Annotated in this window: 13 protein-coding genes and 1 pseudogene; 6 read left to right on the top strand and 8 right to left on the bottom strand. The window is 74.1% G+C overall.

Annotation, left to right across the window (positions count from 1 at the left end; all coding sequences use genetic code 11):
• The first annotated feature begins 520 nt into the window (after positions 1-520).
• Positions 521-1,174 (top strand): hydrolase, encoded by a 654-nt coding sequence (locus tag NAEX_RS10820; RefSeq protein ID WP_096327429.1) that lies wholly within the window; start codon positions 521-523, stop codon positions 1,172-1,174.
• 49 nt (positions 1,175-1,223) lie between these two features.
• Here the strand turns inward: NAEX_RS10820 and NAEX_RS10815 are convergent, their stop codons facing one another.
• Entirely contained in the window at positions 1,224-2,120 is an 897-nt protein-coding gene (locus tag NAEX_RS10815; RefSeq protein ID WP_143140973.1) for a helix-turn-helix domain-containing protein, read from the bottom strand.
• A 452-nt stretch (positions 2,121-2,572) separates the two neighbouring features.
• On the opposite strand from NAEX_RS10815, the gene NAEX_RS52035 reads away from it, so the two are divergent.
• Positions 2,573-4,918 (top strand): M23 family metallopeptidase, encoded by a 2,346-nt coding sequence (locus NAEX_RS52035; protein WP_096327427.1) that lies wholly within the window; start codon positions 2,573-2,575, stop codon positions 4,916-4,918.
• A 129-nt stretch (positions 4,919-5,047) separates the two neighbouring features.
• On the opposite strand, the gene NAEX_RS10805 is transcribed toward NAEX_RS52035, so the two are convergent.
• The gene (locus NAEX_RS10805; RefSeq protein ID WP_170135633.1) at positions 5,048-8,560 is read right to left on the bottom strand and encodes a serine/threonine-protein kinase; all 3,513 of its coding nucleotides are present in this window, start codon (positions 8,558-8,560) and stop codon (positions 5,048-5,050) included.
• 148 nt (positions 8,561-8,708) lie between these two features.
• A complete protein-coding gene (locus NAEX_RS10800) occupies positions 8,709-9,614 on the bottom strand; it encodes a LysR family transcriptional regulator (protein WP_096327425.1) in 906 nt (301 codons plus the stop codon).
• A 117-nt stretch (positions 9,615-9,731) separates the two neighbouring features.
• On the opposite strand from NAEX_RS10800, the gene NAEX_RS10795 reads away from it, so the two are divergent.
• From NAEX_RS10795 to NAEX_RS10780, 4 genes are all read left to right on the top strand, one after another.
• A complete protein-coding gene (locus NAEX_RS10795) occupies positions 9,732-10,511 on the top strand; it encodes an NAD(P)H-dependent oxidoreductase (RefSeq protein WP_096327424.1) in 780 nt (259 codons plus the stop codon).
• Between the two features lie 177 nt (positions 10,512-10,688).
• The gene (locus NAEX_RS10790) at positions 10,689-11,483 is read left to right on the top strand and encodes a hypothetical protein (RefSeq protein ID WP_096327423.1); all 795 of its coding nucleotides are present in this window, start codon (positions 10,689-10,691) and stop codon (positions 11,481-11,483) included.
• A gap of 637 nt (positions 11,484-12,120) precedes the next feature.
• Positions 12,121-12,957, top strand: a complete 837-nt coding sequence (locus NAEX_RS47635) for a DUF4241 domain-containing protein (protein ID WP_100793263.1) — start codon at positions 12,121-12,123, stop codon at positions 12,955-12,957.
• A complete protein-coding gene (locus NAEX_RS10780) occupies positions 12,954-13,157 on the top strand; it encodes a hypothetical protein (RefSeq protein ID WP_096327421.1) in 204 nt (67 codons plus the stop codon). The genes NAEX_RS47635 and NAEX_RS10780 overlap by 4 nt, the downstream gene beginning before the upstream one ends.
• A gap of 98 nt (positions 13,158-13,255) precedes the next feature.
• Here NAEX_RS10780 and NAEX_RS10775 read toward each other — a convergent pair whose 3' ends face one another.
• The 5 genes and pseudogenes from NAEX_RS10775 to NAEX_RS10755 form a co-directional block, all read right to left on the bottom strand.
• Positions 13,256-14,485: a cytochrome P450 gene (locus tag NAEX_RS10775; protein ID WP_096327420.1), complete on the bottom strand. Its 1,230-nt coding sequence runs from the start codon at positions 14,483-14,485 to the stop codon at positions 13,256-13,258.
• Entirely contained in the window at positions 14,482-15,255 is a 774-nt protein-coding gene (locus NAEX_RS10770) for a thioesterase II family protein (RefSeq protein WP_096327419.1), read from the bottom strand. The genes NAEX_RS10775 and NAEX_RS10770 overlap by 4 nt, the downstream gene beginning before the upstream one ends.
• A gap of 281 nt (positions 15,256-15,536) precedes the next feature.
• Entirely contained in the window at positions 15,537-18,491 is a 2,955-nt protein-coding gene (locus tag NAEX_RS10765) for an acyltransferase domain-containing protein (RefSeq protein WP_245913674.1), read from the bottom strand.
• Positions 18,492-18,979: 488 nt separating this feature from the next.
• Positions 18,980-20,317 (bottom strand): annotated as a pseudogene (locus NAEX_RS54445) (type I polyketide synthase); the annotation flags it as partial.
• On the bottom strand, positions 20,314-26,700 hold the full coding sequence (locus tag NAEX_RS10755) for a type I polyketide synthase (protein ID WP_096327417.1): 6,387 nt from the start codon (positions 26,698-26,700) through the stop codon (positions 20,314-20,316). The pseudogene NAEX_RS54445 and the gene NAEX_RS10755, both read right to left, overlap by 4 nt.
• Between the last annotated feature and the right edge of the window lie 65 nt (positions 26,701-26,765).

The following is a 26,765-nucleotide window of genomic DNA, read 5'->3' as shown; positions in this document are numbered from 1 at the left end:
CGATGTGAGCGAGCGCAGATCGGCAGGGAGGATTGGAGGCGAGCCTCCGCGGGTGGTACGACGAATCCGTGTGCGCGGCGGAGGACGCGCTGGGGATCGGGTCGGTCGCGAATCATCGCCGGACCCGCGCCCACGGGGCCGTGAGGTGACGCGAATGACAGCCGGGAATGTGTGGCCATCGTTGCATCGCCGTCAGCGTGTCAGGGCCGTCATCGTTGCGGTGCCGTCATTCGCCCGGCCGCCGCTGCCGTGATTCTGTCCGGCCCGACAGCTCGCTCCGGCCGGGGCGTCCCGAGGTCAGGGGCCGGCAAAGGCGCGGGTCCGATACGAGGTGGTGGACTTCGCCGGCGGGTCGTCGTGCGAGCCGCGCGGAGGTCGGTGCCGGCCCGGAGCGCGGGGTCCGGCCGACCCGGCGCAGGGATCGACCAGGACGGCACGAGCGTGCAAGAACCCGCCGATGCTCCTGGCTAGATTCGGTCGGCGAGCGAGCCGCCTCGCGTGCGGCTCGCCAGGAGATGCCATGACTACCCGTAAAGCCGGCCTCGAGGCGTTGCTCACCCCCGACAATTGCGTCCTCGTGCTGATCGACCATCAGCCGTTCCAGTTCGCCAACCTGCACAGCCACGACCCGACGATGATCATCAACAACGTCGTCGCGCTGGCGAAGACGGCCAAGACCTTCGGCGTGCCGACGATCCTGACCACGGTGCTCGAGGAGCGCGGCGGCTACCTGATCAAGGGGCTGCAGGACGTGTTCCCCGAGCAGAAGCCGATCGACCGCACGTTCATCAACACCTGGGAGGACAAGCGGGTGGTGGACGCGGTCGAGGCGACCGGCCGCAAGAAGATCGTGATGGCGGCGCTGTGGACCGAGATCTGCCTGGCGATGCCGGCGATCCACGCGCTCGGGGAGGGCTACGAGGTCTACATCGTGACCGACGCGTCGGGCGGGGTGTCGCTCGAGGCCCACGAGATGGCGGTGCGCCGCATGATCCAGGCCGGCGCGGTGCCGATCACGTGGATGGTGTTCGGCTCCGAGCTCCAGCGCGACTGGGCGCGCGAGGTGAGCGTGCCGGCCCTCGCCGAGCACTTGATGACCCACGGCGGCGGCACCGGCGTGGCGTTCGCGTGGGAGATGCAGCTCCTCCGCACGGGCGGCCGCGGCCAGGCGTAGGCGCGGCCGAGGCTCGCGGTCGCTGCTGCGTGGCGGCGGCCGCCGGCGGTCACGGCTCGCGCCGACCTCGCCCGTGCACCCGGCGCCACGCGGCCGGGGTGGCGCCGACGACCCGACGAAACACGCGGGTCAGGTGCGACTGATCGCCGAAGCCGAGCTGCAGCGCGAGGTCGGCGAGCGAGACGTCGGCCCGCAGCAAGAGCTGCTGGGCCCGCTCGACGCGCGCGTGGAGCTGCCAGCGATACGGCGGCACGCCGGTCGAGGCCTTGAACGCGCGGCTGAAGTGCGCCTGCGACATGCCGGCGAGCGCTGCGAGCTCGCGCAAGCCGACCGGGGCCGACAGGTGCTCCAGCATGTATGCACAGACCTCGCGGAGCTGCCGCGGCGACAGGCCGCCCTTCGGCGAGGCGGGTGCGCGCGCGCGGACGGCTCGCAGGTACTCGACGACGAGCGCGAGCACGAGGCTCTCGCCGTAGAGCTGGCCGAACTCGCCGCCGCCGACGACCTCGGCCGAGAGGAGCTCGGCGAGGGCGAAGATCCGCTCGTTCGACAGCCATAGCCGCGGCGCGAGGTCGACGTCGTCGCGCAGCGGCTCGCCGAGGCGGGTCGACAGGTCGGCGGAATCGAACGACAGCGCCAGCTCGTGGCTGTACGAGATCCGGTCGCTGTAGCCCCATATGGGCATTCCCGCGGGGGTCAGGGCGAGGAAGCGGGCGCCGGGGTTGCGCGTGACCCCCGGCTTCCCGGGCGCGTGCCGGCCCTCGCAGTGCCCGCCCACCTGCTGCAGGAGGACGCCGAGCCGGGAGCGCGACCCGGTCAGGTCGAGGACGACGCGACCCTCGCCGGCGCTGTAGACGTCGATCGCGGCGACCTCGACGCCGCTCCAGACCTTCCGCACGGCACGGATCGCGCGAATACCCTCGCTGGCGGGGGGCTTGCCGGGCACGGCGGCCATCTTAGGCCAAACCCGTCCGGCGCGCGGGCCGGGCAGGAGGGCGCCGATTCGTCCCTCTTATGCCAAACCGGTCCGCCGCGGGTCGTCGGGCCGCGGGCGCACCCCTGCGTCGTGCCGGGCGCAGGCACATCCGCGCTCGCGGCTCCGACCCGCGTTCTTCGGGCGATTGGCCGGCGCGGAGTCGCGCGGAGGGACCGGCGGGGGAAAAAACGCGGCCGTCATGAACCGGCGAGGCACGAGCGGAACCACGAGGAGGAACGCCACGACGACACGCCGGCGCCAGGCCACTCGAGCGAGCGCAGGCGTGCCCATGCCGGATCTGCGGGCGCGACCGTTCGGGCTCGCGCCGGTGCCGACGAGCCGCGTCGTCGTGGTGCTCCTGCCGCCAGGCAGCAACCCCGAAGAAACCGTGCGCCGGCGCGACGCCGGGAAAGACGTGAGCCATGCCGATCGAATCGACAGATGCCATCAAAGGCGCTCCCCTGCCCATCGAGTTCGTGATCGAGCCGTTCGAGGACGGCAAGGTCCGTTGCCTCCGTGTCGCCCCACCGACCAATAAGGAGCCCGAGCGGGCGAAGCTCCATTTCTGGTCGTGGATCGACAACAACACCGCCAAGACCTTCACGTTGAAGGCGATCGAGGTGTCGTTCCCGGGGAGCGCGCAGGCGTCGAAGACGTTCCAGCGCGCCCTGAAGCTCGGGCCCGGCAGGACCCGCGTGCAGCTCGCGCCCGACGAGTGGGTCGCGCTGCAGGACATCCCCTCCACCGTCAAGGTCACCCTGCTGTTCGAGGGAGGCGAGCCGCCGGTCTTCCGCGTCTGGCCGCTCGCCGCCCACAACGTGTCGTACTCGTTCTTCGTCCGCCCCGAAGCCGACCCCGAGCTCGGCGAGTGCGTGCTCCTGCGCGAGCACGGCGGCGAGACCCAGTACTTCGGTCATGACGTGAACGTGCTCGGCTGGAGGGCCGACGGTACGCTCTCGTCGTACCGGACCGATCGGAAGCAGAACGACGACTACTTCGGCTGGGGACGCCCCGTTTATGCCATGGCCGACGGCGTCGTCGTGCACGCCCAGGACGACAGCGAGGACAACCTGGAGGCCGGCAATCGGACCTTCTACGCCAAGGACGGCGAGTTCTTCAGCGCCTACGAGATCGACGCCGTCGCGGTCGCGAGCCTCGCCGACGACAAGGAAGCGCTGTCCCGCATGCTGGTGGCGGTCGTGACGGAGGCGAACGTCATGCGTCTCATCGCCCTCGAGCAGACGAAGGACGGCGACAAGCTGAGCCTCCTCGCCGACGTGCCCGGCGGGCCGGCCGACCAGGTCTCGGTCGCGCGGCTGAGCAAGACCACCGCCGTCACGGCGTCGCTGCGCGGCGCGAGCGCGAGGCTGCAGCTGTGGCAACTGCCCGCAGGCAGCGCGGCCCTGACGGCGCAGGGCAGCATGAACCTGCCCGGCGTGGCCGAGGTGAAGGTCGTCGGGCTCAAGCCGAACCGGGCGCTGGTGGTGGCGCGCACGGCGTCGCAGAAGATGACGGTCCAGGTGTGGGGCATCCACGACGGCCAGTTCTCGGCCGCACCGATGGCCTCGGCGACCGACGTCTGCGCAGGAGCCTTCGACGTGCTGGCGGTCGAGGAGGGGGCGCGCGCGGTGACGGCGGCGCGCCAGCCCGGCGGCCAGCTCAAGGTCATCGTGTGGGAGTTCAAGCCCGACATCATCGCCGGGGTGCTGATCGAGCGCGAGGGCCAGGCCGTGGCGGGCGAGGTCTCGGAGGTGTCCCTCTCGGCGATGGAGAAGGACGACCTGGTGAGCACGGCGGTGCGCCGACAGGCGGACGGCGCGCTCGAGCTCATCACCTGGCAGCTCGGCGCGGCGGGGCAGATCGTGCAGCGCGGCAGCGTCGCGCTGGGGGACGGCGAGGGCGTCCAGGCGGCCGGCAACTTCCACAAATCGTCGGTGGCCACCGCGTTCCGGACGAAGGCCGGGACGCTGCGGATCCTGTCCCACGGCGTCGAGCAGGACGGCGCGACCGGGCCGGTGACGTACACGCTCCCCAACGTCCAGGACCGCGGACCCGTCGGGCCGATCGCCATCGACATCGTCCCGACCCAGATGCGAACCCTCGTGACGGCGGTGCGCGAGGCGACCGGGCGGCTCGCGGTCGCGCTGTGGCAACACACGGACAACAACTGCGTGTGGATCCTGCACGGCGAGGAGGTCGTGCAATACGCCCACCTCAAGCACGGCTCGGTCCCCAAGGCGCTGCTGACGGGGAAATATCCGGCGGTGAAGCGGGGAGACCCGATCGGCGCGATCGGCAATTCGGGCGCGTCCGGCGGGCCCCACTTGCACATTCACGCCCAGCGGATCCTGCCCAAGTTCACGAACGATCTGGACGGGCTGCGGGACAAGATCGTGGCCGCCGACGCGCGGGGCATCGGCCCGTTCCGGCCGCTGCAGTTCCACGGGGTGCAGGGGATGAAGCACGCCGGCGTGAAGCAGGGCGTGGCCCAGACCAACCCGCTGAGCCCGTTCTCGGGGCACGGCGCGGCCTTCGACGCCTACGTCGTATGGCCGTGGATCGGCGCTCACCCCAATTGCGGCGCGCTCTGCGGCAAGATCGGGCAGATCGCGGACGAGATCGCCACGCTGGAGGGCGACTTGCAACTCGAGCCCGCCCCGAGCCCGGGGCAGAAAGCCGCGATCTACGCCCAGATGGGGAAGCTCAAGAGCCAGCTGGCGCAGCTCAAGGCGAAGGCGCTGGCGCTCGGCTGCAGCTGCAGCGCGTGAGGGCGGGTCGCCTGTCGCAATGCTCGTCTGTCCCGGTCGACCTCGCCGCGGGGACCGTCGGGGCTGTCGGGCAGACGGCGCCGCCGGGTCGAGACCGCTCGTAGCTGTCCTCAAGGCCAGAACGTGCGATCACAGGGTCGCCCGCTGCCGCAGCCACGCGCGCAGCTCGGGCCCGCTCGGCGGCAGGATGTCGCTGAACTCGAGCTCCTCGCCGCTGCGGGTGCGCAGGGCCACGCCTCCGGGGGTGCGCGCGAGCGTCGGGTGCTCGCGCCCGACCGAGCCGGGGTAAATCGGCGCGTGCGTCCCGCTGGCAGGGTCGACGATCTCGAGCCCGCCGTCCTCGCCGAGGACCACCAGCGTGCGCTCGTCGAGGAACGCGAAGTCCCAGCCCGGCACGTCGCCGGTGCGCTCCGGCGCGTCGGGCCGGTCGAGCGACCAGCGCAGCAGCACCTCGCCGTCGAGCACCGCGACCGCCTGGCCCGAGGGGCTGTAGCGGATCACCGTTCCGAGCTCCGCGACTTCGCCGGCCACCGCGCCCGCCAGCTTCGTCTGCGCGCCGCTGCCGATGTCGAGGAGCGTCACCGCCGGCTCGCCGCGGCGGTACAGCGCCAGCGTCGCGCCCTCGGGCGCCAGCGCCAGCGCGGCGCGCTCGAGTCGGCGTGGATTGGCCGGTCGCGCCGGGATCAACGTCCGCGGCGTCCCCGCGCGGTCGATCGCCGTGACCGCGCCGCTCGAGCCGAGCGCCACCAGCACGCTGCTGTCGGGCGTGTAGTCGAGGAAGCGGTGGAAATCGACCCCCGCGAGCTCGCGCGGCGGCGCGGCCGGGTCGGTCCACTCGCGCAGCGTCCCGTCGGCGAAGCCGAGCGCGGAGCGGCTGCGATCGGGGGCGAACGCGCCGTCAGACAGCCAGTGCGGCGGAGTATCGAGCATGGCCGAACGGCCATGTCCGAAGAAGCAGCCCCCGCCTTCACCGTCGACCACCAGCGCCCGGCCGTCGTCGGCGACCGCGCCGACCACCCGCGTCGGCGTCCATGGCCCGCACGCCTCCGGCAGCAGCTCCTCGCCCGTCGCCTGGCCGATCCGCGTCACGCGGCCCTCCTCCTGGCGCACCACCCACGCGCGGTTGGGCGACCAGTCGGCGCTCGCGTCGCTCGACCCGGGCCGGACCGCGCGCACCGACGCCTGCGCCGGTTCGACGCGCGCCAGGCCCTCGGCACGGCGCAGCAGAAGCGTCCCGGCGTCGATCATCGGCGCCTCGCGCAGCGTCTGCGCCTGCGCGAACACCCGCGCGCCCGTGGCCACGTCGACCACCTCCAGCGCCTGGTCGACGCTCCACCACACCAGGTCGCCGTCGCGACTGGTCGTCGGGATGGCGACGATCGAGGACTCGCTGGACATAGCCCTGCGGACATATCGCGTCCAGCGATTGTGACCTTCGAGGTCCTCGGCCCAGGCGGTCGAGCTTCCGGCGATCATTCCGATGAACACCAGCGCGTCGCGGGCCGGGGCCACGAACTCCGCGTCGACGACCCGAGCCGGGCCGCCGCGCCGCCACACGAACGCCTTGCGCGCATGCCCCGGCCCCTGCTCGCGGTCGAGGCACAGGAGCGCGAAGGCGCGGCCGTCCGGCGTCCAACCATCGGTCCCGAGCGACGCGGCCTCGCCCGGCAATTCCGCGGCCTCGATCGCGCCGGTCTCGCGGTCCCACATCACCAGGGTCCGCTCGTCGCGCACGCCCGCGAGCATGCGCCCGTCCGGGCTCGGCTGGACCTGCTTCAGCCCCTGCACGGCCGCCGGCGCGTCGGGCCCCGGCAACGGCGCGGCTGTCCCCCTGGACAGATCGATCTGCGCCGCCGGCACGTCCAGTTTCGGCGTCCCCACCAGCGATGCGCCGCCCGGCGTCATGCGCCAGCGGTAGAACACGGCCGGCTTGTCGAGCTTCACCGCCACCTGCGCCGGCCCGGGCGCGCCCGGGCGGTGGACCGCGATCGCCGTCTCTCCCCCGTCGACCACGCGCACCGCCGCCCAGGTCGTCCGGTCGGGTGTCGCCACCAAAATGCCGCCCCCGCCGATCCGCTCGCCGTGGACCTGTCCCGAAGGCCATCTCCAGAGCTCCTCGCTCGTCGCCGCCAGCCATGTCCCGTCGGCCAGGCGCAGCGCGTCGCTGATGCGCCCCTTCGGCCCGGTCATCCACCCGCCGAGGCCGAGCTGCGCGTACGCGGCCGTCGCCAGCGCCCGCACCGCGTTGTCGCGGGCCGGATCGGGTTCGACCTGCGCCAGCGCCCCGAACACCCGCGTTGGATCGACGTCGAGCGCCAGCCGAGCCTGAGACATCAGCAGCGCCTGCGCGCGCTCTGCCGCGAGCTGCCGCGCCGACTCGGCCTCCGTCGCGCGCAGCTCCGCTTCCATTCGGCGCTCCTCCGCCACGTCCCGCGCCTGCCGCACGCGCACCTGCGACATCGCGTTCACGCCCGCCAGGATGACTGCGGCTGCGAGCCCGACCGTCGCCACCGCCCGGTGCCGCCGCCACCACAGCCGCGTCAATTCCCCCAGCGAGTAGTCGTGGGCGACGACCGCCTGCCCGGCGGCGAAGCGCCGCAGATCGTCGGCCAGCGCCTCTGCCGAGGGGTAGCGCCGATCTGGCGTCTGGGACATGGCCTTTTCGACCACCGCCACCAGCGCCGCCGGCACCTGCGGCGCCAGCTCGGCCAGCGGGCGGGGCTGCGCTCGCACCACGTCGTGCATCAGCTGGGCTGAGCGGCGGTCGTGGAACGGCGGCACCCCGGCCAACAGGTGGTAGAGCGTCGCCCCGAGCGCGTACACGTCGCTGCGGGCGTCGACCGGCTCGCCGCGGGCCTGCTCGGGCGGCATGTAGCGCAGCGTCCCCAGCAGCGAGCCCGCCTCCGTCATGTCCGACGCAGTGCCCGGGTCGTCGCCGGCGAGGTTGTCATCCGATGACCCTGGGGACAGGTCCTTGGCCAGCCCCCAGTCGATCACCACCGCCTCGCCGAGTTCGCCGATCAGGATGTTGGCCGGCTTCACGTCGCGGTGCACGATCGCCTGCCGGTGCGCGTACGCCAGCGCCTCGGCCGCCGTGACCACGTGGCGCAGCAGCTTCACCCGCGCGTCGAGGGCGTCGCCGCACTGGGCGATCCGCTGCTCGAGCGAGGAACCGTCGACCAGCTTCATGCACAGGAACGGTCGCCCCGCCGCGTCGCGCCCGAGGTCGTAGAGCGGCACGATGCCCGGGTGCTGCAGCCGGGCCATGATCGCCGCCTCGCGGACGAAGCGGCGCACCGCCCGGTCGTCGAACCGCAGCAGCTCCTTGACGGCGATGCGCCGGCCGAGCTTGCGGTCGACGGCCCACCGGACCGACCCGAGCCCGCCGCGGGCGAACACCTCGCCGAAGCGGTAGCGCTCGCCGGTCGGCTCCTCCTCGTGGCGTGCCTCCCAGTCGCCCTGCAGTCCGAGCCAGGATATCTGCTGCGACTTCACGGCGTCGGTGCTGCCGCTCGGCACGGCGTCGGCGCTGCCGCTCGGCGCGGTGGCTCCGAACTGCGACACGGCAGCGATCAGCCGGGCCTGCGCGCGGGCCAGGAGCTCGGGGTCGGGACCAGGTTGCGTGGGGAACGGTGACGCCATCGCTGGACGAGTGATGGTTCGCGGGGGTTTGATCGATGAGAAAAAATCAGCGCCGCCCGGGCGCGCGTCCGCGCGGCGCCGGCGCATGCAGGCGGCAAAGTCGCTGCGGGCACGGGGTCGCGGCGGGCCGGAGCTGTGGGCCGTGGCCTCACTCGAGCGCGCGCGCGAACGCCCGCACCCGCTCGCGGAACCAGGTGAGGGCCGGGTGGCGGGCGATTCGCCGGTGCCAGACCATCGCCACGGTGAAGCCGGGCACGGGGACGGGGGGCTCGAGCAGTTGCAGGCGGTCGGCGCGGTCGCGGGCGAGCCGTTCGGGGACCAGCGCGGCCATGTCCGAGCGGGCGACGAGCTCGGGCACCATCAGGAACGAGGGCACCGAGAGGACGACGCGCCGCTCGCGACCGTGGAGGGCGAGCGCGGCGTCGGTGGGACCGGTGAAGCCGCCGCCGCGCGGGCTGACGACCACGTGGTCGAGCGCGCACAGCAGGTCGAGGTCGATCGCGCCGGTCACCCGCGGGTGGTCCTTGCGGACGATGACGACGTAGCGCTCGTCGAGGACCTTGCGGCTGCGCAGCAGCTCGGGCGCGGTCTCGGGGGTGATGAAGGCGAGGTCGACCTCGCCGCGCTCGGCCTGGCCGGCGAGCTGGGCGGCGTCGAGGCTGCGCCAGGCGAGCCGCACGCCCGGGGCCTCGCAACGCAGGCGAAAGGCGAGCGGCATCAGCAGGGCGTATTGCATGTAGTCGGAGGCGGCGACGGAGATCGTCAGCCGGGCGGTGGCGGGGTCGAAGCTCCGGCCGGCGGCGAGCACGGCGCGCACGCCCTCGAGCGCCTCGTGCAGCGGCGCCTGCAGCTCGAGCGCGCGCGCGGTCGGGGTCATGCCGCGCTGGGCGGGGATCAGCAGCGGATCGCCGAGGAGGTCGCGCAGCCGCTGCAGCTGGGCCGACAGCGCCGGCTGGCTGAGGTGCAGGCGCCGCGCGGCCCGGGTGACGTTGCGCTCGGCGAGCAGGACGTCGAGCGCGACGAGCAGGTTGAGGTCGAGGCGGCTGCTATCCACCGCGGTGATAGCAGCACACAAGGCCGGCGATTTCAACGCGACGGCGGCCGGACTCAAGATCGGTGGCGTCCACCCCGGCGCGCGACGCCCGGTGGTCCCCCTCCCGAAGGACATGCCATGAAGATCCTCATCGTCTACGCGCACCCCGAGCCGCGCTCGCTCAACGGGTCACTCCGCGATCGCATGGTCGCGACCCTCACCGCCCAGGGGCACGAGGTGCTGGTCTCCGATCTCTACGCGCAGGGCTGGAAGGCCGCGCTCGACGGCGCCGACTTCCCGGCCGAGCCCGCGGGCGCGCCGCTCGACGTCATCGAGGCGTCGCACCGCGCGTTCGCCGAGGGGACGCAAACCGCCGACGTGGCCGAGGAGCAGCGGCGGCTGCTGTGGGCCGACGCGGTCATCCTGCAGTTCCCGCTGTGGTGGTTCTCGATGCCCGCGATCATGAAGGGCTGGGTGGAGCGGGTGTACGCGCACGGCTTCGCCTACGGGGTCGGCGAGCACTCGGACCGTCGCTGGGGCGACCGCTACGGCGAGGGGGTGTTCGCGGGCAAGCGGGCGATGCTGGTGGTGACGACCGGCGGCTGGGCCGAGCACTATCTCGAGCGCGGGATCAACGGGCCGATCGACGACCTGCTGTTCCCCATCCAGCACGGGATCCTGTTCTATCCCGGCTTCTCGGTGCTCGAGCCGTTCGTGGTCTACCGCGCCGGCAAGATGGACGCGGCGCGCTTTCAGAGCGTGGCGGCCGACCTCGACCAGCGGCTCCTGAATTTGTTCGACGAGCGGCCGATCGCGTACCGCATGCAGAACGGCGGGGACTACGAGATCCCGTCGATGACGCTGAAAGAGGGGCTCGAGCGCGCGGGGCAGCAGGGGTTCCGGCTGCACCGGAGCTGAGGGCTCGCCTCGCCGCCGGCATGGCGAGTTTGCGCGACCTCGTCCGGCGAGAGATGTTCTCGTAATCGCTTGAAGAGGGCGGCTGCCGGGCCGTCGAGACCGCGGCGCTCGGCCGGCGGTTGACACGAGGGCGCGGAGTTGTTCTCGTGACTTCGCATGCCCGCTCTCCGCCGAACCGTGCCCGCCGTCGTCTCCGCTGCGCTGCTCGCCTGCATTCCCGAAAAGGGCGGGACCACCGGCGAGACGACGACGCCGGCCACCGACGCCACGACCGGCGCCACGACCGGCGCCACGACCGGCGCCACGACCGACGTCGATCCGCCGACCACCGGCGGGACGACGCAACCGGCGGCGACGGACAGCGAGAGCACCACCACCGCCGCGGGCACCTCGACCGGCAGTGACTCCTCCGGCAGCGAGACCACCACCGGCTCGGAGACGAGCTCGGGCACGAGCGGCGACACGACCGACACCGGCAACGAACCGGTGCTGTGCGAGGGCACGAGCATGTCGTCGCTGCCCGGGGTGACGATCGTGTTCCCGCCGCAGCCGTGCACGTTCACGGTGGCCGAGGCGCAGAGCGGCGTGGTCTTCCACTACGAGGTCCACGTCGAGGCCGAGCTGCCGGACGTGCTGCGCTACCGCCAGGACGCCGGCGATTGCGACGAGCCGGGCCCGAGCGGCCTCATCGTCGCGCCGCAGATCTCCGGCATGGGCCAGGCCTACTGCTTTTGCAACCAGGGCCTGTGCCCCGGCCTCGACATCCCGCCGACCACCCTGCAGCCGGGCGTCTACCCCGGCGACCTCGAGTGGAAAGGCTTCAACTGGCAGGGCCCCCACGTCGACCTCGGGCCGCCCTTCCCGCCCGGCGAGTACGTCGTCCAGGAGCGCGCGATCGGCTCGTTCAAGAGCGAGGGCGCCGACGTCGACTACGAGGTGCTCGCGCAGCTCCCGATCACGCTGCTGCCTTGAGCCGATGCGGGGCGTTTCTTCACCTCGGCCGACTTGGTACTCGCCCCGATTCAACGACAAGAGCTCCCGTAAGAGCGCCTGTCTGCGGCGTCAGTCGAGGCCGCTCCTGGCTACGTGCTGCGAGAAATCCGCATCCGAAGCACCCCGACGCTCAACGTGGTCACAAGCTCTTCGGCGAGCTGTGCGATCGAGACGGATGCACCCCGCAGCTCGACCGTGCCGAAGCACTGCCGCTGGCCGCGGGGGGACGACGAACCAGACGACCAGCAGGGCGCCGAGCACGGGTGATCACGACAACCTCCAGATCGCCCGGGGCCGCGGCCTCGTCGTGCGCCTCGACGTGAACACCGGCGCGGCGCTCGGCCCGGCGGCGCTCGCCGAGCCGGTGAACGCGTCGCGCGGCGAAGTGGTGAGTTCACGAGATCGGCGAGGCGTACGTCGCTCGAATGAACGACGTGCTCGGGACCCTGGCCCAGCCGGCCGACGTGTCCGAGCCCGTCGTCGCGGGTCGCCGACCTCGATGGCTTGCGGCGCTCCCTGTCTCCGTGATAACCCGGAAGAGGCAGCGCACTCTGCCTTCTCATTCATGGCCAGGCCGCGGGAGCGAAAGGTCGTCCAGGGTGGTCCCTTCGCAGGGATGGAGGCCGAGCTCCTCGCGCCGGAGGGGGACGGCTGGCGCGTGCGGGTGGTGATGCTCGACCGTCCCTTCGAGACCGTGGTGCCCGGCGTGCACCTCGGTCTGGAACCGGCCCCGCCGCCCTCCGTCCGGATCCGGGCGATCGAGCTGCCGTGGGACCCCGCGCTGCTGTTCACCTCGCCCGACGCCGTCTTCGACCCACCCGGCGCAGTCGCGGTCCGACCGGGGCCCGCGTTGCTCCTGACGAGCGGACGGATCGTCGGCTTCGACCCGACCAACGCGGCGTTTCTCGCCGAGGACTACGCGCCTTACGAACGCTCCGTCGCTCCGGGCCTGTATCCTTCGTGGGTCTGTGTGGACGGGGGCACCGGGAACGTATGCGCGGTGAAGCACCGCTTCGCCGATCGACCGGTCGCGCGCTGGAGCGTCGCCGGCGTCGCCCTCGAGGAGCATCTGCGGATCGCGTCGCGCTTCAACACTCCGCCCGCGGAGCCGTTCGCCTACGAGTGCCGGGGCTTCGCAGCGTTCGTCGACGCGGACGCGAGGACGTGGATCCGCGAGCACGTGGACGCCCTTCGAGGTGCCGTCCTGGAGGCGATGGTGGGTGCCCCTGCCGACAGGACGGCGCGCGCGCCCGACCAGGTCCTGCGGCCCAGCGACGACGACCTCGGCCCGGAGTTGCTGGTGCTCAGGGCGCACGACGGCCGCCCCTGTCGCGCATGGTGGGGCGAGGACGACGACGGCAACCCGGTCGCGCTCGTGGCCGATCTGTACAGTCGCGGCTACCACCGCGCACGTGCGCGCCGGACCGCGCGCGCGCGTGCGAGCCGCCAGTGAGCGCTGCGAGGGCGCCGATCCTCGTGCTCGCGGCGGCCGACGTGGTGACGCAAGAGGCGCCGGCGGAGGTCGAGGCGAGCGCGCCGACGGGGCCGCCGCCGGCGAAGCAGGCGGCGCGCGGCAGCGCGGCCGGGGGCAACGTCGCCGCGAGCGGCGAGGAAGCGCCCGAGCCGGGGTGCCTCAAAGAACATGGTAGATAGGACATGTCCCATCAGACACTCTTATGAACACCCCGGCGACCGGAGTCCGCGGCGCGCGGACGAGCGCAAGGCCGCGGTGATGCGGCCTTGCGTGTGCCTCACGCGGCCGGGCCGAGGCGGACGGGCAGGTGGCTGAGCTTGCGCAGGAAGGCGTGGCTCTCGAAGGTCGGCGGGCCGGCGAGGGCGAGCTCGGGGTAGCGCGTGACGAGCGAGAGGACGGCGGTCTGGCTCATCATGCGGCCGAGCGAGGCGCCGGCGCAGAAGTGCGGGCCGCTGCCGAAGGCGATGCTCTGGGCCTGGCTGCGGCCGATGTCGAAGCGGTCGGGGTCGGGGAACACGTCGGGGTCGCGCAGGGCCGAGCCGACCAGGCCGATGACCATCTCGCCGCGGCGGATCTGCCGGCCGCCGAGCTCGAGGTCCTCGAGCGGGAAGCGCGGGACGCCGCCCTTGCCGAAGTGGTCGAAGCGCAAAACCTCGTCGACGGCGCCGCGGACGAGGCCGGGGTCGGCGCGCAGGCGGGCGAGCTGGTCGGGGTGGCGCAGGAGGTCGAGGACGGCGAAGCTGACGAGCTGGACGGCGGTGTCGGTGCCGGCGGTGATCATGCTGCCGGCGAGGGCGACGAGCTCGTCGCGGGTGAGCCGCTCGCCGGCCTCCTCGGCCTCGATCCAGGCGGTGAGCAGGCCCGGCTCGTGATCGCGGCGGCGCTCCTCGATGACCTCGTTGAGCATGTCGAGGCCGGCGGGGATCGGGGCGATGGTGGCGGCGAACTCGTCGGGCGAGAGGGCGACGCTGATCGAGTCGATGAGGGCGAGGCCGAACCGACGAAAGGTCTCCTCGTGGCGCTCGGGGATCTGCAGCATCCGGCCGATGACGCGCAGGGGGATCCGCTCGGAGAACTCGCGGGCGATGTCGACGTCGTCGCGGCCGGCGAGGCGATCGAGGACGTCGCCGACGATGGCGTCGACGTCGCGCTGGAGGCCGACGAGCGTCCGCGGGCTCATCGCCGGGGCGACGAGCCGGCGGATCCGCTGGTGGTCGACCTCGGGCAGGCGGAAGAGGCTGTTCTTCATCAGGGCCTGGTAGGCGGTCGGCTGCGCGCCGGCGGGCGGCGGGCTGGCGAACTCCCAGTGGCTGTCGTCGAGGCTGAACCGGCGGTCGCGCAGGACGGTGACGACGTCGTGGTAGCGGCTGACGACCCAGATCCGCGCGGGCTCCCAGCGGTACACCGGGGCCTGCTCGCGCAGCAGGCGATAGGTCGGGTACGGGTCGGCGATGAAGCCGAGGTCGCTGGGGTCGAAGACGAACGGTGCGGCGGTGGTGGCAGTCACGGGAGCTCCTGGGCGCGAGGCGCGGACAACAGACGCGAGAGCCGCGCGAGCAGGTCGGCCCGGGCGGTGTGGAGGAAGAAGTGGCCGCCGGGGAGGACGTCGAGGCTGAAGCTGCGCCCGGCGTGGACTGCCCAGGCCGCGACCTGCGCGGGCGGGACGCCGCGGTCGTCGCTGCCGGCGAAGGCGTGGAGCGGCAGCTCGAGCGGCGGCTCCTGGCGGTGGGCGTAGGTCTCGAGGACGGTGAAGTCGGCGCGCAGGACGGGGAGCATCAGGGCCCGCAGCTCGGGATCGGCGAGGGCGTCGTCGAGGACGCCGTGGCGCTGCTGCAGGGTGGCGACGAATTCGTGGTCGCCGAGGCGGTGCAGCGGGCTCGCGGGATCGGGCAGGTGCGGGCCGCGGAAGGCGGACACGCACAGGCGCTCGGGCAGCGGGCCGCGGCGGCGGCGAAGGGCGCGGGTCCACTCGAAGGCGAGCAGGGCGCCCATGCTGTGGCCGAAGAAGGCGAAGGGTCGGTCGAGCAGCGGGGCGGCAGCGGCGTCGAGGGCGGCGACGAGCGGCTCGACGGCGGTGAAGGCGGGCTCGACGAGGCGAAAGGCGCGACCCGGGAGCTGGACGGCGCAGACCTCGACGTCGGGCGGAAGACCTGCCGGCCAGGCGTGAAAGACGTGACCGGCAGCGCCGGCGTGGCCGAAGCAGAACAGGCGCAGGCGCGCGCCGGGGAGCGGGCGCGGGCTGTGGAACCAGAGCGCGGTGGGATCGCGGGCGGTCACGTGGCGGTCCTTTCGGGCGAGGCGAGGCGAGCGAGGAAATGGTTGGAGGGGGTGCGGTCGCGGGCGATCACGGAGAGGTCGCTTCGGGCGAGGCGAGCGAGGAAATGGTTGGAGGGGGTGCGGTCGCGGGCGATCATGGGAGGTCGCTTCGGGCGAGGCGAGCGAAGAAATGGTTGGAGGGGGTGCGGTCGCGGGCGATCATGGGAGGTCGCTTCGGGCGAGGCGAGCGAAGAAATGGTTGGAGGGGGTGCGGTCGCGGGCGATCATGGGGAGGCGGGCGATCACGCGGGGGTCCCTTCGAGGCGCGCGAGGAGGCAGGCGGCGAGGGCCCGGATGCTCGGGTGCTGCCAGACGAGCGAGGCGGCGATCTGCAGGCCGAGGCCGGCGCGCAGGGCGTCGCGCAGCTCGACGACCATGAGCGAGTCGAGGCCGAGGTCGGCGAACTCGCCGTCGACGGCGATCCGCTCGGGGTCGATGCGCAGGACGTCGGCGAGGAGGCCGACGAGGTGCTGCTCGAGCAGGCGCGGGCGCTCGTCGGCGGGGGCGGCGAGGAGGCGTACGCGGAGGTCGCCGCCGGCGGGGGCGGCGGTGGCGTGGAGGCGGACGCCTTCGAGCTCGGCGACCGGGTCGCCGTGCTCGTCGAGGATGACGAGGTCGCCGAGGACGACGCCGGGGTCGGCGGGGCGAAGACTGATATGACTCCAGAGACAGGTGCCGTGCGGGCGCGCGAGCAGGCGGACGCGGTCGATGCCGCCGCCGACGAGGGCGACCGGGGCGTCACCGGGGAGCACGGCGGCGGCGAGGACGTGGACGCAGGCGTCCATGACGGCCGGGTGCAGCGAGGTCAGGGCGCCAGGGGAGAGCGCGGGAGGGGCGACGACCCGCGCGAGCAGCTGCCGGTCGCCGCGCCACAGGCGATCGACGCCGCGGAAGGCGGGGCCGAAGCTGCTGCCGCCGGCTTCCAGGCGGGCGTAGAAGGCGACGAGGTCGATCGGCTCGCGGCAGGTCTCGCGCAGCTCGGCGAGCGAGGGAGCCCCGGGCTGGGAGGAGGCTGCGGGGGCCGCATGGACGCTGGCGGGGTGCGAGGATTGGGCAGGCGCGAGGTCGGCGGGGCGCGAGGGGCTGCGGGCGAGGTGCGGTGATCGGGCGAGCGCGAGGTCGGCGGGGCGCGAGGGGCCGCGGGCGAGGTGGGGTGATGGGGCGAGCGCGAGGTCGGCGGGGCGCGAGGGGCCGCGGGCGAGGTGGGGTGATTCGGCGAGCGCGAGGTCGGCGGGGCGCGAGGGGCCGCCGGCGAGGTGGGGTGATGGGGAGGGCGCGAGGTCGGCGGGGCGCGAGGGGCCGCGGGCGGGGTGGGGTGATTCGGCGGGCGCGAGGTCGGCGGGGCGCGAGGGGGCTGCGGCGGCCGGGCAGTCGCTCGTGAGGTGCAAGGATTCGCGGCGGTCGTCGAGGTCGGTGGAAGCGCTCGCGGGGCGAGCGTCTGCGCTGGCGAAGTGTGGTGATTCGGCGGGATTCGTGGCACCCGGGGATTCGACGGTGGCCGAGAGGTGGCGGGTCCACGGGTCGCGCGAACCGTGCGGACGGCTGGCGATCGTGATGCGCCAGCGGCCGTCGCCCTCGGGCACGAGCGAGGTCTGGAGCGCGCGGGCGGCGTCGTCGGTGAGGACGAGCGGGGCGGCGTGGTGGAGGTCGCTCAGGTGGAGCGGGGCGGCGGCGCCCGGCCCGAGGTCGAGGGCCTCGGCGGTGGCGGCGGCGACGAGGTCGAGGAGGACGGCGCCCGAGGCGACGGGGAGGTCGTGGACGCGATGGTCCCGCAAATAGGGGCTCTTCCGCGGATCGACCTCGCCGCGCCAGAGATGGCCGCCGGGCGGGTCGGCGAGATCGAGGTGCTCGCCGAGGCCCGCGGGCGCGGGCGCTGCCGCGGGGGCGCGACGCGGGGCGTAGTCGATCCAGTGGCGCTCGCGCTGCCAGGGATAGGTGGGCAGGGCCACGAATCGGCCCGCGGGCGCGTGCTGCTGCCAATCGATGGGGTAGCCGCGCGTGTGGAGGACGCCGAGGGCGGCGCGCAGGGCGGTGGGCTCGTCGAGGCCGCTGCGCAGGCTGGCGAGGGCGAGGTGCCCGGGGCCGGCGGCGCGCAGGGCGAGGTCGACGAAGCCGAGGAGGCTCGGGCGCGGGCCGATCTCGAGGAAGAGGCTGAAACCGTCGGCGAGGAGGCGAGCGATCGCGTCGGCGAAGCGCACGGGGGCGCGGAGGTTGTTGACCCAGTGGGCGGCGGTCAGGCGGGCGGAATCGAGGGGGCAGCCGCTGACGGTCGAGTAGAGCGGGACGCCGCCGGCGGTCGGCTCGAGGCCGCGGAGCGACTGCGCCAGCGGAGCGCACAGAGGGTCCATGTGCGGGCTGTGAAAGGCGATGTCGACCTTGAGGCGGCGAGCGTCGACGTGGTCGGCGGCGAGGCGCTCGAGGAGGAGGTCGAGGTCGGCGGCAGGGCCGGAGACGACGGTGGCGGCAGGGGCGTTGTGAGCGGCGACGACGAGCCGGCCGGCGAACTCGGCGAGGCGCGGGACGAGTTGCTCGGGGGCGAGGTCGACGACGGCCATGGCCCCGCGAGCGCGCGGGTCGGCGAGCAGGCGGCTGCGGGCGCAGACGATCCGGGCGGCGTCGTCGAGGCGGAGGGCGCCGGCGACGTGGGCCGCGGCGATCTCCCCGAGGCTGTGGCCGACGACGGCGTCGGGCCGGACGCCCCACGACTGCCACAAGGCGGCGAGGGCGACCTCGACGGCGAAGAGGGTCGGCTGGAAGACGTCGACGCGGGTCAGCAGATCGTCGTCGGCGAGGGCGGCCCGCACGTCGATGTCGCCGTGGCGCCGCACGGCGTCGGCTGCGTCGGCGAAGGCGCGGGCGAACACGGGCTCCTCGGCGAGGAGCTGGCGGCCGACGCCGGCACACCGGGTGCCCATGCCGGGGAAGACGAAGGCGAGCCGCGGCCGGCCGCCGGGACGCACGTGACCGTCGGCGACGGCGCGGTGCTCGCGACCGGCGAGCCAGGCGTCGAGGCCGGCCCGCAGCTCGCCGGCGTCGCGGCCGGCGATGGCGAGCCGGTGCGAATGATGGGTGCGCCGGCGGGCGGCGGTGTGGACGAGGTCGCGCAGGGCGGAGGCGTCCGGGAGGCGATCGAGCCGGTCCCGCACGCGCTCGGCGAGCTGGCGCAGCGCGCCCGGAGCGCGGGCCGACAGCGGCAACAGCAGGACGGGGTCGGCGGCGGGGCGATGCGCGGAGTCATCGCGGCCCGGGTGCGCATCCTGGAAATGCGGCGAGTTCGACGCGAGGGCGCCCGGCGCGGGCGGGGCATGACGGGGGGCGAGCGGCTGCGCGGGGCCGGGGGACGGCGAATGTCGAGTGGCGAAGTGGGGTGATTGCGGCGAGTCCGACGCGAGGGCGCCCGGCGCGGGCGGGGCATGACGGGGGCGAGCGGCTGCGCGGGGCCGGGGGACGGCGAATGTCGAGTGGCGAAGTGGGGTGATTGCGGCGAGTTCGACGCGAGGGCGCCCGGCGCGGGCGGGGCATGACGGGGGGCGAGCGGCTGGGCGGGGCCGGGGGACGGCGAATGTCGAGTGTCGAAGCGGGGTGATTGCGGGGAGTCCGACGCGAGGGCGCTCGATGCGGGCGGTGGATCAGCGGGGGAGGTCGAATCGCGGGGGGGTTCCTCGATCAGGACGTGGGCGTTGCTGCCGCTGAAGCCGAAGGCGGAGATGCCGGCGATCCGCGGGGCAGGGCCGGGCTCCCACGGGGTCGCCTCGGCGGCGACCACCAGCGGAGTGTCCTGTAAAGAAATGCGCGGGTTGAGGGTCTCGAAGTTGAGGTTCTTCGGGATCTGCCGGTGATGCAGGGCGAGGACCGCCTTTATCAATCCGGCGACCCCGGCGGCGGCCTCGAGGTGGCCGGTGCAGGTCTTGAGCGCGCCGAGGCGGCACAGCGAGCCGTCGTCGCGCGGCCGGCCGTACACGGCCTTGAGCGCCTCGATCTCGATCGGGTCGCCGAGAGGCGTGCCGGTGCCGTGGGTCTCGATGTAGGCGACCTGCTCGGGGGCAAGGCCGGCGCGGGCGAGGGCGTCGCGCAGGAGGGCCTGCTGCGAGAGGACGTTGGGGGCGGTGAGGCCGGTGGAGCGGCCGTCCTGGTTGATGGCGCTGCCGCGCACGAGGGCCCAGATCCGGTCGCCGTCGCGGCGGGCGTCGGCGAGGCGCTTGAGGACGACGACGCCGCAGCCCTCGCCGCGCACGAAGCCGTCGGCGGCGGCGTCGAAGGTGCGGCAGCGGCCGCTCGGCGAGAGGGCCTGGGCCTGCGCGAGCATGTGGGTGGCGACGGGCGAGAGGATCAGGTTGACGCCGCCGGCGAGGGCGAGGTCGCACTGGCGATCGCGCAGGCTGTCGCAGGCGAGGTGGACGGCGGTGAGCGACGAGGAGCAGGCGGTGTCGACGGCGACGCACGGGCCCTGAAGGCCGAGCAGATAGGAGAGCCGGCCGGCAGCGAAGCACTGGCTGTTGCCGGTGAGAGAATAGACGTCGAGGTCGGTCGGCTCGCCGGCGAGGACGCGCTGCTGATAGTCGAGGGTGGTGAGGCCGACGAAGACGCCGGTGCGGCTGCCGCTCAACGCCGGCTGAGGCTGACCGGCGTCCTCGAGCGCCTCCCAGGCGACCTCGAGCAAGAGGCGCTGCTGCGGGTCGAGGACGGCGGCCTCGCGCGGAGAGATGCCAAAGAAGCCGGCGTCGAAGCAATCGACGTGATCGAGAAAGCCGGCCCACCGGGTGGCCGGCGCAGCCTGCAGCGCCGGATCGAACGGCCAGCGCGCCTCGGGCAGCTCGCGCACGAGGTCGACGCCCCCCTGCAGGACGCGCCAGAACTCGTCAGGGCTGTCGGCGCCGCCAGGGAAGCGGCAGCCGATCCCGACGATCGCCAGCGGCTCGCGGACGTCCTGCTCGCGGGCCGCCAGCGCAGCCCGCAGCTCGGCGACCTTCTCGAGCGATCTTTTTAATAAGGTTCGAAAGTCAGGGGTCGAGGGGTCGCTCATGGCGGTCCGTGGCTAGGGTGCTCGGGGCGGGGGCGGAGCGGCAGAGGCCGCGATGGGGAAGGTGTTCCGAGGGACAGGTCGGGTGCCGGCGCGGCGAGCAAGGAGTTTGGTAATGTGTCTCTCGGGACAGGTCGGGGAAGAGCCTTGTCATGGGCCCCGAGGGGCAGGTCGTGTGCGAGCCTTCGGCGGGGTGCTGGGGCCCCTGGGGGTTGTTTCGAGAAGCGTGCAGCGGAGAGGGCTCTCGCTTTGTGTTCTGGGGGACATGTCCCTTCAAAAATGTCGGGAAGGTCATGTGAGAAGTTGCTCGCCGAGCTCGAGCAGCTCCTGATCGGACAGAGCGTCGAGGTCGAGGGCGGGGGCCTGGGCGGGGGCGGGAGCGGGGGCGGGGCGTCCCAGCCGAGGCGTTCGCCGAGGTGGCGGGCGAGGTCCTGGACGGTCGGCCAGGTCCAGATCAGGGTGGCCGAGAGGGTGAGGCCGAGGCCGGCCTCGAGGCGGTTGCGCAGCTCGAGGCCGAGCAAGCTGTCGAAGCCGAGCTGGCGGAACGGCAGCTCGCGGTCGACCCGCGCCGGGTCGATGCGCACGATCTCCGCGACCTGGGCGGTGATGAAGCGGTCGAGCGCGGCGCGGCGGCCGGCCAGGTCGCCGTCCTGCAGGGCGGCGCGCAGGGCCTGCGTGGCAGGGGCCGCGGGGCGAGTCCGCGGGCCGCGGCGCAGCAGCGGGGCGAGCACGGTCGAGGCGGCCCGCTGCGGATAGAACTCGAGCCACTGCTGCGAGTCGAGGAGGGCCACGCCGAGCTGCGAGCGGCCGCTGGCGATCGCTTCAAAAAGGATCGCGGCGCCGTCGTCGGGATGGATGTCGCCGACGCCGCGCGACGACAGGCGAGCGCCGGCGTCGGCGACGCGGCCCATGCCGACGCCGGAGAACAGGCCCCAGTCGATGCTGGTGGCCGGCAGGCCGAGGCGGCGGCGATGGTGGGCGAGGGCGTCGAGGGCGGCGTTGGCGGCGACGTAGTTGGCGAGGCCGGGGGCGCCGAGGACGGCGCTGACGGAGGAGTAGAGGACGAAGAAGTCGAGCGGGCGCTCGCCGGTGAGGCGGTGGAGGTTCCAGGCGCCGTACAGCTTGGGGGCGAGGACGGTGCGCAGGCGATCGAGGCTCTGGCCGGCGATGAGGCCGTCGTCGAGGACGCCGGCGGCGTGGAGGATGCCGCGCAGGGGCGGCAGGTCGGCGTCGAGTCGGGCGAGCGCGGCGGCGAGGGCGTCGGGGTCGGCGACGTCGACGCGGACGTGCTCGACGCGGGCGCCCTTTTGGGCGAGCGCGGCGAGGGCGTCGAGCTGGGCAGGATCGGGGGCGCTGCGGCCGAGGAGGGCGAGATGACGGGCGCCGCGATCGACGAGCCAGCCGGCGGCGAGCAGGCCGAGGCCGCCGAGGCCGCCGGTGATCAGGTAGGTGGCGTCGCTGCGGATCGGCGGCGGCTCGGCGGGCGGGAGCTCGACGGGGACGACGCGCGCGAGGTGGCGGCCGGCGCCGCGCAGGGCGACCTCCTCCTCGGGGTCGTCGGCGCACAGCTCGTCGACGAGGGCGGCCACGGTGGCGCGGTCGCCGTCGAGGTCGACCCGCTTGCACCGCAGCTCGGGGTGCTCGAACGGGACGGTGCGACCGAGGCCCCACAGGGGGGCGTGGGTGAGGTCGATCGAGGCGGCGTCGGGGAGGGCGGCGAGGTTCTGCGTGACGAACCACAGCCGCGGCGGATCGCGCCAGCCGAGGCGGGCGAGGGCCTGGACGGCGTGGAGGCCGAGGCCGTAGCCGCGGGCCTGGGCGGCGTCGAACGCGGCGAGTTCGTCGTGGAGGCCGACGCGGGTGCCACAGGTGACGTCGAGGGCGGCGAGGTCCTCGCGGGAGCCGACGCTGCGGTCATCGGCGGCGTCGAGGACGGCGCGGGCGGGAGGCGCGGACGCTTCGCCGGTGAGGGCGCCGAGGTGAATGAGGCCGCGCAGCGGGAGGCCTTCGCGGCGCTGCGCGAGCGCCTGGACGAGCGCGTCGGCGGAGGCGGCGAGCTGCGGCGGGAGCTGCTCGCAGACCTGATCGCGGGCGCGCAGGCCGGCGACGAGGGCGTCGGCGAGCGGGCCCGGGTCGGCGAGGAGCAGCCAGCGACCGGGACGCGCCGGGCCGGTGGCCGCAGGAGCGCGCTGCCACTCCGGGGCCATGGAGGGGATCGCAGGGCGCGGGGCGTGGCGCGCTCGCACGGCGGCGAGGTCGATGCGGCGCAGCTGCAGGCCGAGGGCGGACAGCAAGAGGCCGCCGTGCGGATCGTGGAGGTCGACGTCGGCGACGAAGCCGTCGGCGTCGGTGTGGCGCACGCGCACGTGGCTGTGGGCGACCCGGCCGGGGCGGGCGTGGAGGACGAGCCGCTCGATGCCGGCGAGCACGCGCGGGCCGGCGGCCCGATCGACGTCGCCGTGGGCCGCGAGCAGCACCTGGAAGGCGGCGTCGAGCAGGACGGGGTGCGGAGCGGCGTCGCAGGTCACGCCTTCCGGGACGGAGAGCTCGCCGAGCGCCTCGCCGGCGCCCGCCCACACGCGACGCACGGCCTGAAACGCGGGGCCGTAGGCGAGGCCGACGGCGGCGAGCTCTTTGTAATAGTCGGGGCCGTCGATGGCGGGGCGGGCTCGGAGGGCGGCGAGTGGGTCGAGAACCGAGCGCGCGGAGGGGCTGGCCGGAGAGACATGTCCTTCCGGACTGATCGGGGAGACGGCAGTGCGGGCCGCGGGCGTGTCGTGGCTGGTCGAATGGACATGTCCTTCCGGGCTGGTCGAGAAGCCGGCCGCGACGGCCGCGGGCGTGTCGTGGCTGGTCGAATGGACACGTCCTGGCGGGCTGGTCGGGGAGACGGCCGCGACGGCCGCGGGTATGCCAGGGATGGTCGAAGGGACATGTCCTGGCGAATTGGTCGGGGAGACGGCCGCGACGGCCGCGGGCCGGTCGTTGCTGGTCGAAGGGACATGTCCTGGCGTGCTGGTGCGTGCGCCAGCCCCGGGGGCGGCCGGAGTGGTCGGAGGGACATGTCCGAACGAGCTGGCCGGCAGCTCGCGGGGGCGGAGGGCGGCGGTGACGTGGACCTGCCAGGCGTCGTCGCCGGCGGGGCTGGCGATCTGGACGGTGAAGCCGTCGGGGTCGGCGCGCAGGACGGTCTGCAGCTGCACGCTGCCGCCGTCGGGGACGATCGCGGGGCTGTGGAGGGCGAGGTCGACGAGGGCGTGGGCGCCGGCGCCGACGGCCTCGGCGGCGGCGAGGGCCATGGCGATGAACTCGGCGCCGGGGACGAGGACGAGGTCGCCGAGGCGGTGGTCGGCGAGGTAGGGGGCGGCGGCGAGGTCGAGGCTGCGCTCCCAGAACCAGGTGCGGTCGAGCGAGGAGCGCAGGGCGCCGCCGAGCAGCGGGTGGGCGCCGTGGACCCGACCGACCGCGCCGCTGCGGGCCGGGGCGATCCAGTGGCGCGTGCGCTGCCACGGGTAGCGCGGCAGCGGGAGCGGGCGGCCGCGTCGCGCGTACAGCTCGGCCCACTCGACCGGGAAGCCGCGGGTGTAGAGGGCGCCGAGCGCGGTGAGGAGGACGGCGCGCTCGTCCTGGTCGCGCCGGCCGCTGACGACGGCGAGGTCGGACCGACCCCGCTCGTGGACCATCGACTCGACGAACGGCAAGAGGACCGGGTGCGGGGCGACCTCGACGAACACGGCCTCGCCGCCGACGAGCAGGCGATCGATCGCGGCGGCGAACTGGACCGGCTCGCGGAGGTTGCGGACCCAGTACTCGGGGCCGAGCTCGCGGCCGGCGACGTCGCGGAGGTCGACGGTGGAGGTCATCGGCACGCGCGCGGGCTTCGGCGCGAGGCCGTGCAGGGCGCCGAGCAGCGGGGCGCGCAGCGGGTCGACCTGCGGGCTGTGCGAGGCGACGTCGACCTTGACCTTGCGGCAGAACACGCCGTCACCGGCGAGCTCGCCGAGGATCTGCTCGAGCGCGTCGGGGTCGCCCGAGAGCACGGTGCTGCGCGGGCTGTTGCTGACGGCGATCGAGACGCGGTCCTCGCGGCCGCGCAGGCGCTCGCGCGCGGCGGCCTGCGACAGCTCGACGACGGCCATGGCGCCGCGCCCGCCGAGCGGGCGCATCAGTCGGCTGCGCACGCAGACGATCCGCGCGGCGTCGTCGAGGTCGAGGACGCCGGCGACGTGGGCCGCGGCGATCTCGCCCATGCTGTGACCGACGACGGCGTCGGGGACGACGGCCCAGGCGCGCCACTGAGCGGCGAGCGCGACCTGGACGGCGAACAGGACCGGCTGCAGGTGATCGATGCGGCCGAGCCAGGCGGCCTCGTCGGACCGGAGGGCGGCGATCGGCGAGAAGCCGGCGTGGCGCTGGACGGCGGCGTCGACGGCCTGCAGCGCGGCGCGGAAGGCCGGCTCGCGGGCGAGCAGTCGGCGGCCCATGCCGGCCCACTGGGAGCCCTGGCCGGGGAACACGAACACGACCCGCGGGCGGGCGCCGGCGTCGCGGCGGCCGGACTCGTCGAGGCTGGACTCGAGGCGCGCGAGCTCGGCGTCGAGCTCGGCGCAGTCGCGGCCGACCGCCGCGAGCCGCCACGGGTGATGGGCCCGACGCACACCTGCCCCCTGGGCCAGGTCGACGAGGTCGTCGTCGGCCCCGGGCTCGGCCAGCCGCGCCCGCCAGGCGCCGACGAGGGCCCGCAGGGCCTGCGGGTCGCGGGCCGAGAGCGGGAGCAAGACGGCGTCGGGGGGGTCGGCGCGGGTCGCATCGCGGAGCGCAGGAGCGGCAGCCGGCGAATCGCGGAGCGCCGGGTCGCGGGGCGACGCGTCGTGGAGCGGCGAATCGCGGAGCGCAGGAGAATCGCGGAGCGCCGGGTCGCGGGGCGACGCGTCGTGGAGCGGCGAATCGCGGAGCGCAGGATCGGTGTGCGACGAATCGCGGGGCGACGAATCAGGGTGCGACGCATCCGCGGAGGCAGGAGGGCGAGGCGCCGCGTCGCGGCGCTGCGATGATTCGCGGCGCGGGGCGACGCGCGCGACGGCGGGGGCCTCTTCCACGATGACGTGGGCGTTGGTGCCGCCGATCCCGAACGAGCTGATGCCGGCGCGGCGCGGCTCCTGGCCTTCGGGCCAGGCGGCCAGCGCGGCGTTGACGTGGAGGGCGCTGCCGGTGAGATCGATCTCCGGGTTGAGCTTGTTGAAGAACAAGCTCGGGGGGAGCTGGCGGTGGCGCAGGGCCAGGACGGTCTTGATCAAACTGGCGACGCCGGCGGCCGACTCGAGGTGGCCGATGTTGGGCTTGACCGAGCCGACGGCGATCCGGCGCGGCGGCTTCACGTCGCGGAACACGGTAGAGAGGGCGGCGAACTCGATCGGGTCGCCGAGGGGGGTGCCGGTGCCGTGGGCCTCGATGTACTGAATCGAGGCCGGGTCGACGCCGGCGACGCCGAGGGCCTCGCCGATCACCCGCGCCTGACCGGCCTGGCTCGGGGCGGTGAAGCCGACCTTGTGGGCGCCGTCGTTGCCGACGGCCGAGCCGCGGAGGACGGCGTGGATCGGGTCGCCGGCGGCCAGGGCGTCCTCGAGGCGGCGCAGGACCACGACGCCGCAGCCGTTGCCGAAGATCGTGCCGCGGGCGTCGGCGTCGAAGGCCCGGCAGCGGCCGTCGGGCGCGAACAGGGCCCCGGGCTCGTAGAGGTAGCCGGCGCGGTGCGGCAGGCGGATCGTGACGCCGCCGGCGAGGGCCAGGTCGCACTCGCGGTCGAGCAGGGCGGTGCTCGCCAGGTGCACGGCCACCAGCGAGGTCGAGCAGGCGGTCTGGACGGCGACGCACGGGCCGCGCAGGTCGAGCAAATAGGCCAGGCGGGTGGCGAGGTAGTCCTTGTCGTTGCCCATGAAGGCCTGGAACCACCCCGGCCAGCCCTGCGCCGCCGGGGCGCCGCGCAGGTTCTCGGCGTAGTAGGTGCTCATGGTCGAGCCGGCGTAGACCCCGATCGCGCCGGCGAAGCGCGCGGGGTCGCAGCCGGCGTCCTCGAGCGCCTCCCAGGCGCACTCGAGGAACAGCCGCTGCTGCGGGTCCATCAGCTCGGCCTCGCGGGCGCTGACGCCGAAGAAGCCGGCGTCGAACGACTCGATGTCCCCGAGGACAGGTCGCGCGCGCACGTACTCGGGCCGGGCGGCCAGCGCCGGGTCGACGCCCGCGGCCCGCAGGTCGTCGTCGCCGAGGCGGGCGACCGACTCGACGCCGTCCCGCAGGTTGCGCCAGAAGGTGTCGAGGTCGGGTGCGCCGGGGAAGCGCCCGGCCATGCCGACGATGGCGATCGCGTGCTCGGGGATGTCAGACATCGCTGCCTCGGTGGTCGTGGCGACGGCCTTGCGGGGCCAGATGAGGGTGGGCGCGGGGCCGCGTG

The sequence above is a fragment of the Nannocystis exedens genome (genome assembly GCF_002343915.1).
GTDB lineage: Bacteria > Myxococcota_A > Polyangia > Nannocystales > Nannocystaceae > Nannocystis > Nannocystis exedens.
The sequence above is the reverse complement of the archived record's forward strand: the minus strand, read 5'-3'. Positions and strand labels throughout refer to the sequence as shown.